The sequence below is a fragment of the Desulfococcus multivorans genome (assembly GCF_001854245.1).
Lineage (GTDB): Bacteria > Desulfobacterota > Desulfobacteria > Desulfobacterales > Desulfococcaceae > Desulfococcus > Desulfococcus multivorans.
In genome coordinates, this window is record NZ_CP015381.1 from 33,075 (window position 1) to 51,860 (window position 18,786).

Consider the following 18,786-nt stretch of genomic DNA (forward strand, 5'->3'; position numbering starts at 1 on the left):
CCCCGTGAAAGGTTTTCCGGGAGGTCGCCGATCCGGCACCAAAACCGAATGGTTGCCTTACGCCGTCGCCGTCCTCCTGCTGATTGTCTTATGCTGTGCCGGAGGACGATTCAGGGATATCGGCCGGACGCCCCTGCTTTTTCTCGGATATACCTTCCACTCGGGTTGCTTCATTGTTCTTTTCGCGGCGACATGGACCGCATGCCTGGCCCTGACCCTCTGCTTTCCCCGGAGCGTATCCCGCAGGCGACGAATCCGGGCGATCCTCGTTCCGGCGCTGATCTGCCGGGTGTGCCTTCTGCCGTTTCCCCCATCCGACGACATGAACCGCTATCTCTGGGAAGCGCAGCTTGTCCGGGAAGGCATCAACCCCTACATCCATCCCCCCGATGATCCCGTCCTGGCGGAACTCGCCCGAAAAGATCCGTTTCATGCGGGCATCAATCATCCGAACATCCCCGCCGTCTATCCGCCTTTGATGGTGGTGGGCTTTTCCGCTCTCATTCGGTTGGGCTACACCCCTCTGGTCATCAAGACCGCGGTGATACTGTTCGATCTGGGCACCCTTTTTCTGCTGATGCGTCTTTTTTCCCATCGCCGTCTGGACGAGCGATGGGCGGTCCTCTATGCCTTCAATCCGGTGGTCCTGCATGCCTTCGCCGGCCAGGGACACCTGGACGCGATCCACAATTTTTTTCTCCTGGCCGCCTTGTGGCTTTACGATCAAAAACGCTGGGGCTGGATGTTTTTTGCGATCGGGCTTGCCGTTCAGTCCAAATACGTGGCGATTCTGATCCTCCCGTTTTTATTCAATCGGGATAGCCGTCCCTGGTTCTGGGCGGCTTTGCCTGTCGTTGTGCTCCCCTGTCTGCCGTTTTTGGACGGCGGTCTGGCTCGGATCTTCGACGCCCTGATGCTTTTCGGCACCCGGTTCGCATTCAACGGTCCGATTCACGGCCTTCTCCGGTGGATGCTGGGAGGGATCGCTCCGGCCACGGGGATTTGCCAAGGAATCCTCGTCGGTATGCTGATTCTGGGGTACGGGTATTTCCATCCCCGGCGGAATCGTCGATTTTACGATGATCCGGCATCGGGCTGCTTTTTTGTCCTGGGAGCGCTGCTGCTTCTATCCCCGACGGTCCATTTCTGGTACATCGCCTGGATCGTTCCGTTTCTGGCCCTGAAACCCTTTGCATCGTGGATGGTTCTCTGTCTTACCGTCAGCGTCGTTTTCACGGCAGAGGGGTATCGGTATTTCACCGGGCAGTGGCGTATGCCCGACGGTGCGCCGCTATGGGTGTGGCTCCCATTCTGGGCATTGTTTTTGCTGGATGTCCGCCGCAGTCTGCATCGTCTCAAAAGCCCCGCGTTGGGCCGGCCGCCGGAAACGGTGAGCGTGGTGATTCCCGCCAAAAACGAAGGTGCCCGCGTGGCCGCCTGCGTGAGTTCGGTGCTCCGGGATCGCTTCGTAGTGGAAGTGATTGTCGTGGACGGCGGATCGACGGATGATACCATTGCGGAGGCATCACGGGCGGGAGCCCGGATCATTCGCCATCCGGCCCTTCCGGAAAGGGGCGGCGGCCGGGGGGGACAGATCCGCGCCGGGGTGGCGGCAGCGGTCGGCGACATTATCGCCGTGGTCCATGCCGATACTCGAATCGCTGCACCGGCGTTCAACGACATCGTCGGGCTGCTCCGACGTCAATCCATGATCGCCGGCGGCGCTGTCGGCGGAAGGTTTGACGGACAGGGGTGGCGTTTTCGCCTGCTCGATACGGCCAATGATTTCCGAGCGGCTTTCCTGGGGATCAGCTTCGGGGATCAGGTCCAATTCTTTCGACGCGGGCTGCTTGCCGCGACGGGGGGGTATCCGGATATGCCGATTATGGAGGATGTCGAACTGAGCCTGCGACTGCAGAACCTGGGGCGGGTGGTTTTTCTTTTCGGAGACGCTAAGATCTCCCCGCGGCATTGGCGGTTCGGCGTTTCCCGACGTACGGGCCTCATTCTCCGCCTGTTTCTGACCTACACGGGGGCGCGGTTGTTGGGACGGCGACCCGACACCCTCGTCATGTACCGGGCTTACTACGACAGAACGCCTTGACCTCCCGGGGGATTGCCTCATAAAAAAAAAGATTTGAAATCTCGAAGCTTTTTTAGGAGAATCGTTTTTTGAGGTTTGAGCATCCTGACCCGAAACGCACGAAAGGAGGTTTATGATCCAAAGACACGGCACTACTTCGAAGCAGAACGTCAATTCATGTTGCCCGGTTGACCATCTAAGCCGGACTGTCATCCAAGAAGGAGGAAGGCCCCCGATGAAGAAGCTCTTTCCGTTCTATACCCGTATAGGGTTCGTTTTTTGTCTTTGTTTCTCTCTGTTCAAGGTCTTTCCGGCGGCGTCGGCGGCTGAAGCCGTCAATTTGACCTACAGCAGCTTTTTTCCCCCTACGCACGTGCAAAGTCAGCTTTCAGAATCCTGGTGCCGGGAGGTTGAAAATCGCACCGACGGTCGTATCAAAATTCAGTATTACGCCGGTCAGACACTGACCAATACCAAACAGACGTATGACAGCGTCATGGAGGGTATCGCCGATATCGGCACTTCGGGACTGGCGTACACCCGCGGCAGATTTCCCCTGATGTCCGCCATCGACCTGCCCTTTGGCTATACCTCAGGAGTCGCCGCGACCGCAGCCGCCAACGAAGTCTACGCGAAGTTCCAACCCAAAGAGTTCAGCGATACGAAGGTCCTTTATTTTCACGCCCACGGCCCCGGTATGCTCCATACCCGGGAAAAGGCCGTCCGAACCCTTGAGGATATAAAAGGTCTGAAGATCAGATCCACGGGAACCAGCGCCGAGGTGGCCGCGGCATTGGGGGGAACGCCGGTACCCATGCCCATGCCCGAATCCTACCAGAGTCTTCAGAAAGGAGTGGTCGACGCTTCCATGCATCCGGTGGAAGCCAACAAGGGATGGAAGCTGGGAGAGGTGACCCGATATGCGACCTTTGCCTATCCCTCCGGGTACACAACCGTCTTTTTTGTCGTCATGAACAAGGACAAATGGAACAAACTCGACCCCAGGGACCAGAAAATCATCGAGGAAATCAATGTGGAATGGGCGGGCAAACACGGAGAGGCCTGGGACTCGAGTGATATGGAAGGCGTGCGCTTTTTTCTGGAACAGGGCAACACGATTTTGGGTCTGGATGCCAAAGAAAGCGCCAAATGGGAAAAGGCCGTTGCGCCGCTCATCGATATGTACGCCGCGGATCTCGACAAGAAGGGATTGAATGGAAAGGGCGTGATCGGAGCGATCCGCGAATCCCTTAAAAATTTTCAATAATCCACGAAACGAATCCATCATTGCCGCAGAAGTGCGTCCTGACATACAGGACGCACTTCTGCGAAGAACGGAGAGCGGAACAGAGGCAACGCGCTATCATGAAAGTTTTCTGGAAAATAATTCAATCTGTATCGGACGGAATGAAATCCGTCGGTGCCCTGTTTCTTGTCGGAATGACGCTTCTGACCTGTGTTGATGTGGTCGGTCGGTTTTTCAAGCATCCTGTTTTCGGCTCGGTCGAACTGGTGACGCTGATGGGGGTTTTCGGGGTGGCCTTTTCACTTCCCTTTACCCATGACACCAAAGGCCATATCGGGGTCGAATTGTTTGTCTCCAGATTGTCGCGAAAAACCCGTATTTTGATCGATATCTGCACGGCATGTTGCAGCCTCGGGTTTTTCGGCCTGGTGACGTGGCGCATGATTGACTATGCATTGAAGATGAAGAAATCCGGCGAGGTTTCCATGAACCTGGAACTGCCCGAGTATCTGACCCTTGTTGTGACGGCATTCTGTTTTGGGATGCTTTCCCTGGTCGTTATCAAAGGGCTTGTTGATAATATTGAGAGAATAAAAGAAAAATGAATCCCACATGGATTGGTATTATCGGTATTGTTGTGATGATTATGCTGTTTCTAACGAGAATGCCTGTCGCCTATGTGATGGCCATCATCGGTTTTCTGGGATTCAGTGTTATTATTTCATTTCAGGGCGGCTTGAACCTTCTGGCCCGCAGTTTTTACGAAACCTTCTCTTCGTATGGACTGACAACGGTCCCCCTGTTTATCCTGATGGGCCAACTGGCGTTCAACAGCGGCATGAGTCGAAGGCTCTACGATACGGCCTACAAGTTCCTGGGCGGCATCCGAGGGGGCTTGGCCATCACGACGGTTTCAGCGTGCACGGCATTCGGGGCTGTCTGCGGTTCAAGCCCGGCGACGGCCGCAACCATGGCCACCATCGGACTGCCGGAGATGCGGCGCAAGGGATATGCCGATGAGTTGGCGGCCGGTTCCGTGGCATCGGGAGGGGGGCTGGGCATGATCATGCCCCCCAGCGTGGTGCTCATCATATACGGTGTCATGACCGAGCAGTCCATCGGCAAGTTGTTCGTCGCGGGCATCCTGCCGGCCTTTCTGGTCACGATTCTGTTTATTGTCACGATCATGATCTGGTGCGGTTTATCCCCGGACCAAGGGCCCCGGGGCGAACGCTTTACCTGGTCGGAAAGGCTTCGCTCTCTCATGGATCTGGGTGAAACATTTACGGTTTTTGCGCTGGTGATGGGCGGCCTTTTCATCGGGTTGTTCACGCCTGTCGAGGCTGCCGGGGTGGGTGTTTTCGGGGTCACGGCCGTTGCACTGTTCCGCCGGAAGCTCAGCTGGAAAAGCTTTGTCGCCGCCCTCTATGAAACCCTCCGCACATCCTGCATGGTGATGATGCTCATCGCCGGAGCCACCATCTTTGGCAAATTTCTGGCCGTCACCCGGATTCCTTTCGACATTGCATCATGGATCGGCGGATTCAGTCTCCCCCCCATCACCATTCTTTTCATGGTGGTGGTGGTCTATTTTTTCGGAGGGTGCTTCATGGACTCTCTGGCTCTCGTTATGCTGACCGTTCCGATTTTTTTTCCCCTGGTCGTATCCCTGGGGTATGATCCCATATGGTTCGGGATCATCATCGTGATGGTGACGGAGATGGGGGTCATCACGCCACCCGTGGGAATCAATGTATACGTGGTTTACGGTGTTGCCAGGTCGCTGCCGGGGGGCATGTCCCTGGAAGCCATTTTCAAGGGTATCATGCCGTTCATGCTGGCGATCCTCGTGGGCATTATTATTCTCGCTGTTTTTCCTCAGATCATTCTGGTGCTGCCGAACCTGATGTACTGACCGGATAACCAACAGCTGTCTGTATGCGTTAGCCGTATCCTTCCGGCACCGGCCTATGGAAGTCGAAAGTTGAGCAATATTCTTTTACGGCGGGGGGAAAGAGACGGTTGACAAATATTGGGTTCCATGTAAACTATTGAAAATAGAAAATTGCGCCACTTGAAAACCGTTTGGGAACGGAACGGGTGGGAATGGAGATATTCGACCATGGAAAAAGACAAACCGATCCAATGGCGGCTGAGATCCAAGATATGGCTCGAGGTGGAAGGTCGTCCGGTCATGGGTGAAGGTCGCATGGCCATGCTCCAGGCAATCTATCGCCACGGATCGATCATCGAGGCCTCACGGGAAACCGGGATTCCCTATCGCAAGATGCGGGGAGCCATACGGGACATGGAAAAGATCATTGGCCGGCCTTTGGTCCATGCCTACCGGGGGGGCGACGACGGCGGGGGAGCCGTCCTGACGGCGGATGCCCTTTCGCTGATCGATTCCTTCAAGAAATTCTCGTCCGACGTTCAGAAGGAAGCGGGTGTTCGACTTTAACGGCACAGGCAGTAATTTTATGCCACCGAGTGGCAAAATTTGCCATTCGGGTTTGACACATCAATAAGGAGACCCTATCGCATGAAATCATTTGATGCGTTGCTCGCGGAATCGGCCGAGCGGCACGGGCACTTGTGTGCCGGCCAGGTCATCGGGGTGCGCATGGCCATGTTGGGGTGCCGTTTAGTCGGTATCGAAAACCCCAAAGCGCCGCAGTTCCGTAAGAAACTGATTGTCTATGTTGAAATCGATCGATGTGCCACCGACGCCATCGAAAGCGTGACCGGGTGCCGGATGGGAAGACGATCCCTGAAATTCAAGGACTTCGGCATCAATGCAGCGACATTCGTTAATATCGATACAAGGGTGGCCTACCGCATCGTGTCTACGGAAACCTCCAGGAATATCGCGAAAGAATACGCCCCGGAGGAACGGGATATCCGCCGTCAGCAGTTGGAGGGCTATAAACGCATGCCCGACGACCTTCTTTTTGAAGTGCAGCGGGTCGGGGTGAATCTGCCTGAATGGGAAATGCCCGGACCGCCGCGTCGTCACGCGGTGTGCAGCCGGTGCGGCCAGATGGTCCGGGACGGTCGGGAGGTTCGCATCGGCAGTGAAAGCTTGTGTCGGTTGTGTGCCGGAGAAAGTTATTTTTACCCCATCGCGGATCCGGATAACCGGATGCATGGGGATTCATTTAAGGAGATCGGAACATGATTCAAGTCGTCAGAATCGAGGATGCGGTAGGACACCCCCTGGCCCATGACGTTACCGAAATTCGACCGGGTGAATTCAAGGGACCCGCATTCCATCGGGGACACATTCTGAGTTGTCGGGATCTGGATCATCTGCGCCGGCTGGGAAAAGAGCACCTCTATATCCTGAAGCCCGAAGACGACGAAGTCCATGAAGATGATGCCGCCAAGGCGATTGCCGGGGCGCTCTGCGGCGAGGGGGTCGGTTGGCACGATGCTCCTCGGGAGGGAAAGATTCTTCTTCGTGCGACCCGGGACGGAATGCTCAAAGTCGATGTGACGGTTCTGAACCGTTTCAACGTCATTGGGGAGGTGATGTGCGCCACCCGGCATACGCACACCCTGGTCAAGCGGGGTGAGGAGGTGGCGGCTACACGGGCCATTCCGCTGCTGATTTCCCGGAAAACCGTCGAGGCGGCCGTCAGTGAAGCCCGGAGCGCCGAGGCCGGCGTCCTGCAGGTGCTGCCTCTGAAGCGGGCCGAGGTCGGTGTCATGATTACCGGCAGCGAGGTGTTTTACGGCCGAATTGAGGATAAGTTTCAACCCATAATCCGTAAAAAGGTGACGGATCTGGGCGGCCATGTGATCGATGTCGTGTTTTTGCCCGATGACGACGCCCTGATTGCCGAGGCGGCGCTGAAGTTCGTGGAACGCGGCGCCGATATTATCGTCACGACGGGCGGCATGTCGGTGGATCCCGACGACCGTACCCGGTTTGCCCTCGCACAGGCCGGTGCCGTGGACATGGTATACGGTTCAGCGGTGCTTCCCGGGGCCATGTTCATGATCACCTACCTGAAGGGGGTTCCCGTGCTGGGCATCCCGGCCTGCGGCATCTTCGCAAAGACCACCGTTTTCGATCTGATCTATCCCCGGGTGCTCACCGGTGAAAAGATCACTCGCCGGGAGATTGCCGAACTGGGCCACGGCGGCCTGTGCCTCAACTGCAGGAAATGTGTTTACCCGATGTGTCCTTTCGGAAAATAAGAATCGCCCCGGCGGGGCTTATCAGGAGTGGTAAATGATCGATGATCTGGCGATAGGGTTGGAAGAAGCTTTTGAAATGACCTTGGATCGCATTGCGCCCCTGACGTCGGAATCAGTGGATTTGATCGAGGGTGTCGATCGGGTGGTTTCCGAGGACTTGGCGGCTCTGGTGGACTCCCCGTCTGTTGACGCCTCCCTGAAAGACGGCTACGCGGTGCTTTCCGATGAGGTGGCTGCCGCCTCCGCCGAACACCCCGTGCGGCTTTCGGTGACCGGTATGATGGCTGCGGGTGAAAAACAAGATATTCGGGTGGTGCCGGGGACGACGGTTCGGGTATTGACGGGTGCTAAAATTCCCACCGGCGCCGATGCGGTGGTATCCGAGGAGTTCGTCAAGATCGAAGGCCGCGAGGTGCTTGTCGGGACGTTTGCTGAAATCGGCCGCAATATTTTAGCCCGGGGCAGCGACGTCGGTCGTGGGAAGGTCGTTGCCAGAAAGGGCAGCCGCCTGACGCCGGGTATGGTGGGGATGTTGGCCGCCGCAGGCCACAGCAGCGTTTCGGTGATTCGGACTCCCATGGTGGGGATTCTCGCCACCGGTGACGAGGTCGTGGCTCCCGGCCAGCCTTTGCCCGAAGGAAAGCTTTACGCCAGCAACATCACCACTCTGGGGGCATGGTGCCGCCGCTATCGGATGAAGACCCGACTGGCCTTGGTCCGTGATGATCCCGAAGAGATCTACAATGTTTTGAAAACGCTTTCGAATCATGCCGACGCCGTTGTAACCAGCGGCGGAGCCTGGACCGGAGACCGGGATATGGTGGTGCGGATTCTCGATCGTCTGGGATGGCAACGGGCGTTTCACCGGATTCGTATCGGTCCTGGAAAGGCTGTGGGATTCGGCCTTCTGGAGGGAAAGCCGGTTTTCATTCTTCCAGGCGGACCGCCTTCCAACCTGATGGGTTTTCTGCAGATCGCTCTTCCGGGGTTGTTGAAATTGGCCGGTCACGGTCGGCCGGGCCTGCCCGTTATTCCGGTTCGAACCGCATCGGATCTTCTGGGCCGCCATCCTCGCTGGACTCAGTTCATTTTTGGAATGATCGAAACACGGTCGGATCTTCCGGTTTTTTATCCCCTGAAAGGGGCAAGCCGCCTACAATCCATGGCCGAGGCCGAAGCCGTTATCGCCATACCTGAGGGCGAAACCGTGATTCCGGCCGGCACGGTGATTCCGGCGCAACTTTTGGAATAATCCATGCAAGACGGAGGGACCCACGACTGCCGAATACAGGGATTCAGGCTCCCGGGATGTCGCCGGAAGAAATGAGGAATCTGGCCTGAACAAGGTCGGCCAGGGCAAAGACGTCATCGATATGGAACCGGGGCACGCCAAGATCCATGGGCACGTCCGACATAACGGCAAACAGCGTGCCCGGATTTGCTTTGTCGTGCATGGGGTGCCGGTGGGCTGTGCTCAGGAAGATTTCGATCTGAGGCATCCCGGCGTTTTTATAACCTTCGGTCAAAACAATGTCCATATCCGATAGCTGTTCGGCGACAATCCGGTTGAGATCGACCTCCTTGGCCACATCCTTGATGACCGAAAGCTTCCAGGGGGAGGAAATAACCACGGCATCGGCCCCGGCCTGTTTGTGACGCCAGGTGTCCTTGCCTTCGTGGTCGATGTCGAATCCGTGGGTGTCGTGTTTGACTGTGCCGACCCGGTAACCCCTTCGTTTCAACTCGGGGATGAGCTTTTCCAGAAGAGTGGTTTTCCCCGAGCGTTTCTTGCTGACGATCGAGATGACGGGCGGTTTCACGTCAGGCCTCTTTTTTTTGCAGGATTCGGGGGAACTACCAGGACCGGCAATTTTGCGCCGCGAAGGACGTTTTTGATGGTCGCCCCGACGGAGGTCCCGGTGATGAAGCCCTGGTGGGCGCCCATGACGATAAGGTCGCAATTGTGTTTCCCGGCCTGGGTGATGATGTCTTCCACCACCTCGCCGTCCGTGAGGACGATCTCACGGGAATGGTATCCACAGGCGTTGTCTTCGATACCCGCTTCGGCGCAGAACTTCTCCAGCGCTTCACGGATCACTCGATTTCCGGATCTTTTGTCGATCAGATTATCCCGGGCTGTTTTAGCGTGGGCTTCCGTATACGACTTCCATTTCTCTTCCCCCAGCATTCCCCGGAGCTGGGATTCCACGTATTCCGGTATCTTTTCGATCACGTGAAGCAACACCAGCGTCGCCTGGTACCGGGTGGCCAGGGAGGCGGCGAATTCAAAGGCCGGTATGCAGTTTTCGGTGAGGTTCGTGGCTAAAAGGATGGATGAAACGGATTTCATACTGTCTTCGCCTTCCTGAGAGCTGATGTTGGCTTACCGTCGTTCCCGGATATCGGCGGGGATGTCATTTCGGCCCCTCCCGCCCGCTCCGCATGATCAGTAGGATAATAATGTTCGAAACTTATGTCAATATCGTTCGTTATCTTCAGATCGGTCGCCGGGAAGGACCGAAGATCCCCGCCATGTATAAACTCTCGGCACCCGGGCCATAACCGAGGAAACCACCTCGTAGTTGATGGTTCCCAGCCACCCGGCGATCTCGTCGGCGGAGATGCTTTCGCGGCCTTGATTCCCCAGGATCACCACTTCATCCTCGGCTTTGATGCCGGGGACATCACCGACGTCGAGCATGGTCAGATCCATGCAGATCCGCCCGATGACGGGTACCCTGAGGCCCCCGGCCAACATGATCCCGCGAGAGGAGAGCCCACGGGGATATCCATCCGCATATCCTACCGGGACCGTGGCGATAACGGTGGGCTTCGGGGTTGTGTAGGTGCTGCCGTAGCTCACCTGGAATCCAGCAGGAACGGATTTGATCTGTGCGATTCTGGCCTTCAGGGTCATGGCGGGGATGAGGTCTATCCGGGATCTGGCGACGTCGTTGGAGGGATACAGGCCGTAAACGGCGATACCCGGACGAACCATGTCGAGATGGGTTTCCGGCATATCGATGACGGCCCCACTGTTGGCGGCATGGCGCAGGGGAAAGGTGACGCCGCTTTGAGCCAGTTCGGAAAGGGTTGTCATGAACCGTTCGAACTGGCGTCCGGCACTGGTTTTATCCCGATCGTCGGCGGAAGCAAAGTGGGTGTAGATGCCTTCCGGGATGAGCCCCTCGAGATGGGCGATGCGTTCGATTTCCCGAACACTGTCCGATCCGTGGAGGATATCGAGATCTGGTGCCGCAAGCCCGATTCGGCCCATTCCGGTGTCAAGCTTGACGTGAACCGGAAGGGGTTTCCCGGCCGCAAGAGCGGCTGCCGACATGGCCTTGGCCGTGGCATGGGAAAACACGGTAGGGGTCAGATCATATTTCAGCAGATCCGCCGTGGCGTCGGGAGCGGTATATCCGAAAAGCAGTATGGGGGCAGTTATCCCGGCCCTGCGGAGTTGGATGCCTTCGTCGATTCGGGCCACCCCCAGCATGTCCACCCCGTCGGCCAATGCCTGCCGTGCCACCGGTATCAGGCCGTGGCCGTAGCTGTTTGCCTTGACGGCAACGAGCATTCGAACCGCCGGACCAATGAGGCGCTTCAGGGCTTTCAGATTGTGGTGAATGGCGCCCAGGTCGATTTCCGCCCAGACGACATGTTTTTTCAGAGATTTTTTTCGTTCTTCTCCCATTCCAATTCCTCGCGCGTCAGTCTTTTCCCTCACCGTAGGCGCAGGTGTATGCGGCGAAAATCTTCATCACCCAACGGGTTCGAGGTCCTGGGGTTCCGTCGCCGAGCGTCCGGTCGTCCATACGGACAACGGGAAGGATCTCCTTGTTGGAGGCGGTGATGAAGATTTCGTCCATCATCGGTATCTCATTCTTCTGGATGTCTCGAATGTCGATGTCGAATTCATTCTGCATCAATTTTAATACAACCTGACGGGTAATGCCAGGTAAAACGGCGATGCCGGGCGTCACCAGGTGATCTCCGAAAAAAGCGAAAAAGTTGGTGGTGGTGCCTTCAAGGATACGATTGTATCGATCGGTGTAGACCGCTTCCACGGCGTTCTCCCGTCTCGCACGGGAGAGGGCTATGATGGCGGGAAGGTAATGGGTGCTCTTGGCGCCGGGAATATAGCGTTCGTGACAGGTGGTGATGACGGCGACGCCGTTCCGGTACCATTCTTCCGGGTACGGATGCTGAGGGGTCACCATGACCAACAACTTAGGGCTGTTGCCGGGAGTGATGGAATCCGGGCTGACCCCCCCGGTGATGACAATCCGGATGTTGGCCTCCGTCAGATCGTTACGGGACAAGGTCTTCATCGTGATGTCGAGAATTTGCCGGCGGGTCCGAGGCATGGGCAGATCGAGCAGTCGGGCGGAGGTTTCGAGACGCCGGATGTGGTCTTCCAGATGAAAGGGGCGAAGGTTGTACGTGCGCAGAAAATCGAAGACCCCGTAACCCCGGAGCAGTCCGAGGTCGTTCACGGAAATCATCGCCTGATCTTCCTTAACGAAATGATCGTCTATGTAAAACACGTTCATCGCGCCCCCTTTTTCTGTTTCAGTGCGGAATGTGTCTGAATGGATGCTCAAGACGGGCCTGCTGATTTATGCTACGGCATTCGGGAGAAAAACGCCAGTTTTTCCAACTGTCTTCTTTGAGGTTTTTTTCTTGCGATTCTTTTGTGTTCCGGCGATAATTTCCCTTCAAAGCTTTTGAGGTTCGTTATCGTAGCCCAACGCTGTGAACCCTGCATCCGGAACCCTGTCAAAGCGGCTGTCGAAACGGGGGGGTCTCGTGGGGAAATCCTGGAGGCTTCAGGAATATCCATCCTGATGGCGGGTGGTCCCGCCATGGCGTATACGGCAACGGTGGTCATGGAAGTTCCGGATCAGATGGGCGTTTGAGTGCAGGCGTGTTAAAAATAAATGCATTTCAATGAGTTGAAATATTTTTTGGGTTTGAATAAAATAGCTTGATTTTTGTTGTCGTATCATTGTATTTCGCGCGAAAAAGGGCTCAAGCCCAATGGCATTTTCGGTCCCAACGATGTTTACAACAAGGAGAACATTCATGGAACATACGCCGGCCATCGCGGAGCGCTCGTCCGACCGTCAGGCACCTTCGTTTTTAGAGGAGGCGGACGACGAACCTCCTGATTCCTCCGAAGTCTTGAGACATCCCCAAGCATCCTCAACCCCACCCATGGGGAAAAGCGCCAAAAACGGTTTGATCGTGCGCTTTCCCGTCAGTCGAACAACCGCGACCAACCCGGTTTCACGCATGTTCCGGAAGCGCTTTTTTCCCAAGGTATCCGGAAAACTCTGGAACGATTGGCACTGGCAGGTTGCCCATCGGATCCGCACCGCGGCGGAACTGACCCGATATATCCCTCTGCTTTCGAAGGACGAGGAACAGGCGCTGTATCAGGCGGATATCCGTTTACCCCTTGCCGTTACACCCTATTACATGAGTCTGGTATCGCCTGCGGATCCGGATCAGGCCCTGCGTCGAACAGTAGTTCCGGTATATCGGGAACTGATCAGGACGCCCGGGGAGGCCGACGACCCCCTATCCGAGGAGGCTCAAAGCCCGGTCCCGGGACTGGTACACCGCTATCCGGACCGGGTGTTGCTCCTGGCCCTGGATTTCTGTTCGACCTATTGCCGCTATTGCACCCGTTCCCGGGTGGTGGGGCATGGGGCCCTGCATCCTACCCGAACCCGGCTTGAAAGGGCGTTGACCTATATCGAATCCAAACCGGAAATCCGAGACGTGCTCCTTTCGGGAGGAGACCCTTTTCTGCTGGGAGACGACCGGCTGGAATGGATTCTCTGCCGTCTTCATCGAATTCCCCATGTGGAAATCATTCGCATCGGCACCAAGGTGCCGGCTGTTTTGCCCCAGCGCATCACCCCCAAACTGGTCAAGATGTTGAAGCGGTATCACCCCCTGTGGATGAGTCTGCACTTTACGCACCCGGACGAGTGTACCCCTGAATCTCAGCGGGCGTGTTCCCTTCTCGCCGATGCAGGGATTCCGCTGGGATCACAGACGGTGCTGCTGAAAGGCGTCAACGATACCGTGGATATCATGAAAAATCTGGTGCATTGCTTGATGAAGATGCGGGTGCGCCCCTATTACCTGTATCAGTGCGACCCCATTTCCGGCTCTTCCCATTTTCGGACGCCGGTGGAAACGGGCATGGAAATCATTCGGGGGCTCAGAGGTTTTACCTCCGGCTATGCCGTGCCCACCTATGTGGTGGATGCCCCGGCCGGCGGGGGGAAGATTCCCCTCATGCCCGATTATATCATCGGCCGGGAAGGTAGAAACCTGGTCATGAAGAACTATGAAGGCAACCGGTATCAGTATCCCAACGCTTTTTGCGATCCGATATGATTTCAAAATGTTATTCAGGGGAGGCTCCGGATGTTCGAGAGGCGCTTTCCCTTTTTGTTTTCCCGATTCATCTGCCGGCGCCGGGAGAAGGTTTGTTGGATCACCAGGGCATGACGCTGACTGAAACCCGGACCCGGCATCAACTGTCGTATGAGGAGATTTTGCACAATGACCATGACTATCGGCCTGACCTACGACCTGCGGTCTGAGTATCTCGCCCAGGGCTATTCGGCGTTGGAGACGGCGGAGTTCGATCGGGACGACACTATCGCAGCCATTGAAACGACCCTTCGGGAGCTGGGTCACCGAACCGAGCGTATCGGGAACGGGCGTCGGCTGGTCGAGGCCCTGGCAGGGGGGCGGCGCTGGGACCTGGTATTCAATATCGCGGAAGGGCTCAACGGCATCGGCCGGGAGGCTCAGGTGCCGGCGATGCTGGATCTCTACGGGATTCCCTACACCTTTTCCGACCCCATGGTCATGAGCTTGACGCTGCACAAAGGGATGACCAAACATGTGATCCGGGACGCCGGTGTCCCCACCAGCGATTTTCTTGTTGCGGAGAGCGGGGCCGATGTCCGGAGGGTCGGCTTCATGCCGCCCTACTTTATCAAACCCGTGGCCGAAGGAACGGGCAAAGGCGTCAGCCCCGCCTCGATCATCCGGGACCGAAGCGCTCTCGTTCAAGCCTGTGAGGAGATGATCCAGGATTTCCGCCAGGCCGTCATCATCGAGCCGTACCTGCCCGGCCGAGAGTTCACCGTGGGTATTCTGGGAACCGGCACCGTTGCGCGCATACTGGGAACTATGGAGGTGCACCTGAAAGATACGGCCGAGCCGGGAGTCTATTCCTATGTGAACAAGGAGGAGTGTGAGGCGCGTGTCGTCTACCGCCTGGTCCGGGCCCTGGATGATCCCGTGGTTGCCGAAGCCGAAGACGTGGCCCTTTCGGCCTGGCGGGTACTGGGGTGTCGGGACGCGGGACGGATAGATATCCGTTGCGATGCCGGAGGGCGGCCGCTGTTCATCGAGGTCAATCCCCTGGCCGGCATTCATCCCCAACACTCGGATCTGCCCATTATCTGCAATCAACTGGGCTTTTCCTACCGGAGACTGGTTCAGGCCATCGTCGAGTCGGCCGTTGTCCGGATACGGAAGCCGGGTTGATGCGGGTCGTCATTGTTCACGACAGTGTTTCGGCATCGGATCGCCCCGATGCGCTGGATGTGGTGGTCCAGGCCCGGGCCGTGGCCACAGCCCTCGAGGAACTGGGTCATTCGGTCGAGATTCTTCCCTGCACGCTCGATCTTGCAGGCCTCTGCGACGCCCTGAGGTCCCGTCGGCCTGAAAGGGTTTTTAACCTGGTGGAATCCCTGGCCGGGCATGGACGCCTGATTCACCTGGTACCGTCATGTCTGGACGCTCTGGGCTATTCCTACACCGGCGCGAGAACGGCGCCGCTGTTCCTGTCCTCACACAAGGTTTTAGCCAAGGATCGCTTGAAACGGTTCGGTCTGCCCACGGCCGAATGGGTGGGGCCCTGCCCCGGATCTCCCCCGCCTGAGCATACGAGCATAAAAGCAGGCGTCTGGATCATCAAGTCCGTCTGGGAGCATGCATCCATCGGTCTGGACGAGAACGGCCTGGTCGCCGTGTCGGACATCCGCGAATTATGGTCTTTACTGGAAGCGCGCGCGCCGGATCTTGGGAAACTCTGTTTTGCCGAGTGCTACATCGAGGGGCGCGAGTTCAACCTCTCCCTTCTGGCCCAACCGGGTGGACCGCGGGTATTGCCGCCCGCGGAGATCCGTTTCGAGGGGTATCCCGTCGGAAAGGCGCGGATCGTCGACTACCGCGCCAAGTGGGATGCCGCGTCCTTTGAATATCATCATACGCCTCGGGGCTTTGATTTTGGCCCCGAGGATGCCGGGCTTCTGGCCGAGCTTCAGGACCTGGCCCGGAATGCCTGGGCCGCTTTCGGACTATCGGGTTATGCCCGGGTGGATTTTCGGGTGGACGAAAACGGGCAGCCCTGGATTCTGGAAATCAACGCCAATCCCTGTCTGTCGCCGGACGCCGGTTTTGCAGCGGCCCTGGACCGGGCCGGAATTTCCTATACCGAGGCCGTCGGGTATATCCTGGCGGACGTGGTTTAGGCTGAAGACGGAAGGGGTGGGCTTCGGAAAAACGGCATGCTTATCCCCCTTCGTCTTTCAGCCGCTTTCCGGTCAACATCGCGAAAATCGAAAGATGAGAAGTGACAACCATGCTGCGCATTCGACGCGTTTATGACGACACCTTGCCGGTAAATCGGGAAATCATCCGACAGGTCAAAGAGATCCTGCGGACCCGTTTCCCGGCAGCGCCCCGGGAGGACATCGATCAACTCGGTGAAAAACTCCGAAATCCCTTCAAACAGCGCTTTCGGAGCGTCCTTTTCGTCGCCCAGACCCTGAAAGGCCGGGTTCAAGGGTTTGCGCTTTTACTGCACGAGCCGGAGATCGGATTCACCTTTCTGGACTGGATCGCCATGGCCGGCGGGAAGGCCGGCAGCGGCATCGGCGGGGCTCTTTATGACAGGGTTCGGCAGGAATCTCTGGCGTTGGCGGTTAAGGGGCTGTTTTTCGAATGTCTGCCCGACGCCCCGGACCGTTGTCCCGATACGGCGCTCCTCAAGGAGAATCAGGATCGACTTCGCTTTTATGAACAATATGGCGCCCGTCCCATTGTCGACACGGCTTATGAATCTCCCGTCAATGCGGGGGATACCTGCATGCCCCATCTTGTCTATGACGGTCTGGAAGCCCAGCGGCCGTTGCGCAGGAGCTTTGCCCGGAAGGTGGTCCGGGCCGTTCTGGAGCGTAAATATGCCGCTCTGTGTCCGGCCGACTACGTGGAGCGGGTGGTGGCTTCCTTCAGGGATGATCCGGTGGCGCTGCGGGAATACCGGTATCTCAAGCCCGAGGCCGCAAGAACCCGCGTCGATATTCGAACCATGGAGCAGATTCCGCTGATCGTCAACGATCGCCACGACATTCACCATGTGCATGATCGGGGCTATGTGGAGGCTCCGGTTCGGGTCCGGAGCATCCTGGCCGAACTGGAGAAGAGCGGGCGTTTCACCCTGATCAAGCCCCAAGCCTTTCCCGACAAGCACATCCTGGCTGTCCATGATTCCGACCTCTTCGGTTATCTCCGGCGGGCCTGTGCCGAGGTGCCCGAGGGAAAATCCGTTTATCCCTATATTTTCCCCATCCGCAACAAGGCCCGCCCGCCTAAGGAGCCGTCGGTGCTGGCGGGCTATTACTGCATCGACACGTTTACACCTGTCAATCGAAACGCCTACCCCGCGGCGCGGCGGGGCGTGGACTGCGTCCTGACGGCGGTCCGGGAAATTCTGCGCGGTCATCGCCTGGCCTACGCTCTGGTGCGGCCCCCGGGTCATCACGCCGAGCGGCAGGCCTTCGGCGGCTTCTGCTATTTCAACAACACCGCCGTTGCAGCGCAGTATCTCTGCGCTTACGGTAAGGTGGCTATCCTTGATATCGACTACCATCACGGTAACGGACAGCAGGACATCTTTTATCAGCGGAACGATGTGCTGACCCTCTCCATCCATGGTCACCCCAGTTTTGCCTACCCCTATTTCAGCGGATTTGCAGAGGAACAGGGGGACGGTGACGGCGAAGGCTTCAACCTCAATCTGCCGCTTCCGGAAGCTGTTGACGGCCCTGTCTATCGGCGCACCCTTGAAAAAGCCGTCACCCGGATCCGGGATTTCAACCCTCAATTCCTGGTGGTGGCCCTGGGGCTGGATACGGCCAAGGGAGATCCCACCGGAACCTGGTCGCTCCGAGTGAAGGATTTCGAGGAGAACGGCCGCATCATTGGAGCCATGGGGTTCCCGACAGTCGTTATCCAGGAAGGAGGATACCGAAATCGCACCCTCGGCAGGAACGCCATGGGATTCTTCAAAGGCCTGATCGAGGCGCACCACCACTGGGGCCGAAACCGGCAGGAGCCCCGGGAGCGGCTTCATGGGGTCGGTTTCCGTGAAGTTATAGAGCCCCCGGACGTGGAGCGGGTGCGTCGATTGGTGGATATCACCGGTTTCTTCTCGGCCGAAGAGGTGGCGATCGCCGCTGAACTGGTTCAGGAGCGACTTGAGAAGGGACCCGACAGCGGCTATGAATTTGTTATGGGCGACCATTACGGGCGCCTGGCCGGGTATACCTGCTTCGGCCGGATTCCCGGTACGACGGCCAGTTTTGATCTCTACTGGATCGCCGTCCATCCGGAGTTCCAGGGCCGGGGCCTGGGACGGCGTCTGCTCCAGGAGTCCGAAAGACGAATCAAGGCGGTCGGCGGGGCGCGCATCTATGTCGACACCTCTCAACGGTCTCAGTACGCCGGCACCCGGGCGTTCTATGAAAGCTGCGGATACCGACTCGAGACCGTGCTGGCCGATTTTTACAGTCCCGGAGACGGGAAGGCCATATACTGCAAAGTCATCGGTTGAAAATCCTGTCTCGACTTTCATAGGCCGGTGCCTCTGTCCGGTCAACATCATGAACGTCGAAAGTGAATAGGAAATTCTTCCGGTGATAAATTTTTCCTGACACGTGGAAAAAACTCCGACACCCTCCCCATCCGATATCCCATTTCCCATCCATGGGTTGTGTCAATAAAACAAGCTTTTTCAAAATATTGTGATCCTGTCTTTCGGATCCTGCTGGTATGGAAATTGCTCCATGTGAGACGGCTATTCAATGAGTTTCTCTGCAGCCTTCCGAGCTGCGCAGGTATCTGATGCCGGCCCGTAAACTTGTGGGTCCGG

General features: G+C 57.3%; 17 protein-coding genes. 13 read left to right on the forward strand and 4 right to left on the reverse strand.

Features of this window, described 5'->3' with window-relative positions:
- Window positions 1–4: 4 nt before the first annotated feature.
- The 8 genes from dmul_RS00165 (at window position 5) to dmul_RS00200 (ending at window position 8,784) form a co-directional block, all read left to right on the forward strand.
- Window positions 5–2,104 (forward strand): glycosyltransferase, encoded by a 2,100-nt coding sequence (locus tag dmul_RS00165; RefSeq protein WP_159449726.1) that lies wholly within the window; start codon window positions 5–7, stop codon window positions 2,102–2,104.
- A 214-nt stretch (window positions 2,105–2,318) separates the two neighbouring features.
- The gene (locus tag dmul_RS00170; protein WP_020876206.1) at window positions 2,319–3,350 is read left to right on the forward strand and encodes a TRAP transporter substrate-binding protein; all 1,032 of its coding nucleotides are present in this window, start codon (window positions 2,319–2,321) and stop codon (window positions 3,348–3,350) included.
- A gap of 140 nt (window positions 3,351–3,490) precedes the next feature.
- On the forward strand, window positions 3,491–3,934 hold the full coding sequence (locus dmul_RS00175) for a TRAP transporter small permease (protein WP_159449727.1): 444 nt from the start codon (window positions 3,491–3,493) through the stop codon (window positions 3,932–3,934).
- Window positions 3,931–5,244 carry a TRAP transporter large permease gene (locus dmul_RS00180; RefSeq protein WP_020876208.1) on the forward strand — a complete coding sequence of 438 codons (1,314 nt, stop codon included), beginning with the start codon at window positions 3,931–3,933 and terminating at the stop codon, window positions 5,242–5,244. Before dmul_RS00175 ends, dmul_RS00180 begins: the two co-directional genes overlap by 4 nt.
- A gap of 207 nt (window positions 5,245–5,451) precedes the next feature.
- The gene (locus tag dmul_RS00185; RefSeq protein WP_020876209.1) at window positions 5,452–5,790 is read left to right on the forward strand and encodes a winged helix-turn-helix domain-containing protein; all 339 of its coding nucleotides are present in this window, start codon (window positions 5,452–5,454) and stop codon (window positions 5,788–5,790) included.
- 81 nt (window positions 5,791–5,871) lie between these two features.
- A complete protein-coding gene (locus dmul_RS00190) occupies window positions 5,872–6,507 on the forward strand; it encodes an FmdE family protein (protein WP_020876210.1) in 636 nt (211 codons plus the stop codon).
- The gene (locus dmul_RS00195; RefSeq protein WP_020876211.1) at window positions 6,504–7,532 is read left to right on the forward strand and encodes a molybdopterin-binding protein; all 1,029 of its coding nucleotides are present in this window, start codon (window positions 6,504–6,506) and stop codon (window positions 7,530–7,532) included. The genes dmul_RS00190 and dmul_RS00195 overlap by 4 nt, the downstream gene beginning before the upstream one ends.
- A 34-nt stretch (window positions 7,533–7,566) precedes the next feature.
- Complete coding sequence (locus tag dmul_RS00200; RefSeq protein WP_020876212.1) at window positions 7,567–8,784, forward strand: molybdopterin molybdotransferase MoeA; 1,218 nt, start codon at window positions 7,567–7,569, stop codon at window positions 8,782–8,784.
- Between the two features lie 43 nt (window positions 8,785–8,827).
- On the opposite strand, the gene mobB is transcribed toward dmul_RS00200, so the two are convergent.
- From mobB to dmul_RS00220, 4 genes are all read right to left on the reverse strand, one after another.
- Window positions 8,828–9,352: a molybdopterin-guanine dinucleotide biosynthesis protein B gene (gene mobB / locus dmul_RS00205; protein ID WP_020876213.1), complete on the reverse strand. Its 525-nt coding sequence runs from the start codon at window positions 9,350–9,352 to the stop codon at window positions 8,828–8,830.
- On the reverse strand, window positions 9,349–9,882 hold the full coding sequence (locus dmul_RS00210) for a universal stress protein (protein ID WP_020876214.1): 534 nt from the start codon (window positions 9,880–9,882) through the stop codon (window positions 9,349–9,351). The genes mobB and dmul_RS00210 overlap by 4 nt, the downstream gene beginning before the upstream one ends.
- 126 nt (window positions 9,883–10,008) lie before the next feature.
- A complete protein-coding gene (alr, locus tag dmul_RS00215) occupies window positions 10,009–11,229 on the reverse strand; it encodes an alanine racemase (RefSeq protein ID WP_020876215.1) in 1,221 nt (406 codons plus the stop codon).
- Between the two features lie 16 nt (window positions 11,230–11,245).
- Complete coding sequence (locus tag dmul_RS00220) at window positions 11,246–12,088, reverse strand: aminotransferase class IV (RefSeq protein WP_020876216.1); 843 nt, start codon at window positions 12,086–12,088, stop codon at window positions 11,246–11,248.
- Between the two features lie 174 nt (window positions 12,089–12,262).
- Between dmul_RS00220 and dmul_RS21175 the strand changes: the two genes are divergently transcribed.
- The 5 genes from dmul_RS21175 (at window position 12,263) to dmul_RS00240 (ending at window position 18,468) form a co-directional block, all read left to right on the forward strand.
- On the forward strand, window positions 12,263–12,454 hold the full coding sequence (locus dmul_RS21175) for a carboxymuconolactone decarboxylase family protein (RefSeq protein ID WP_200809315.1): 192 nt from the start codon (window positions 12,263–12,265) through the stop codon (window positions 12,452–12,454).
- A gap of 166 nt (window positions 12,455–12,620) precedes the next feature.
- Window positions 12,621–13,949: a KamA family radical SAM protein gene (locus dmul_RS00225; protein WP_020876217.1), complete on the forward strand. Its 1,329-nt coding sequence runs from the start codon at window positions 12,621–12,623 to the stop codon at window positions 13,947–13,949.
- 168 nt (window positions 13,950–14,117) lie between these two features.
- Window positions 14,118–15,116, forward strand: coding sequence for a D-alanine--D-alanine ligase family protein (locus dmul_RS00230; protein ID WP_020876218.1), 999 nt, complete (start codon window positions 14,118–14,120; stop codon window positions 15,114–15,116).
- Entirely contained in the window at window positions 15,116–16,105 is a 990-nt protein-coding gene (locus tag dmul_RS00235; RefSeq protein ID WP_020876219.1) for a D-alanine--D-alanine ligase family protein, read from the forward strand. The genes dmul_RS00230 and dmul_RS00235 overlap by 1 nt, the downstream gene beginning before the upstream one ends.
- A gap of 110 nt (window positions 16,106–16,215) precedes the next feature.
- Entirely contained in the window at window positions 16,216–18,468 is a 2,253-nt protein-coding gene (locus dmul_RS00240) for a GNAT family N-acetyltransferase (RefSeq protein ID WP_020876220.1), read from the forward strand.
- The last annotated feature ends 318 nt before the right edge of the window (window positions 18,469–18,786 follow it).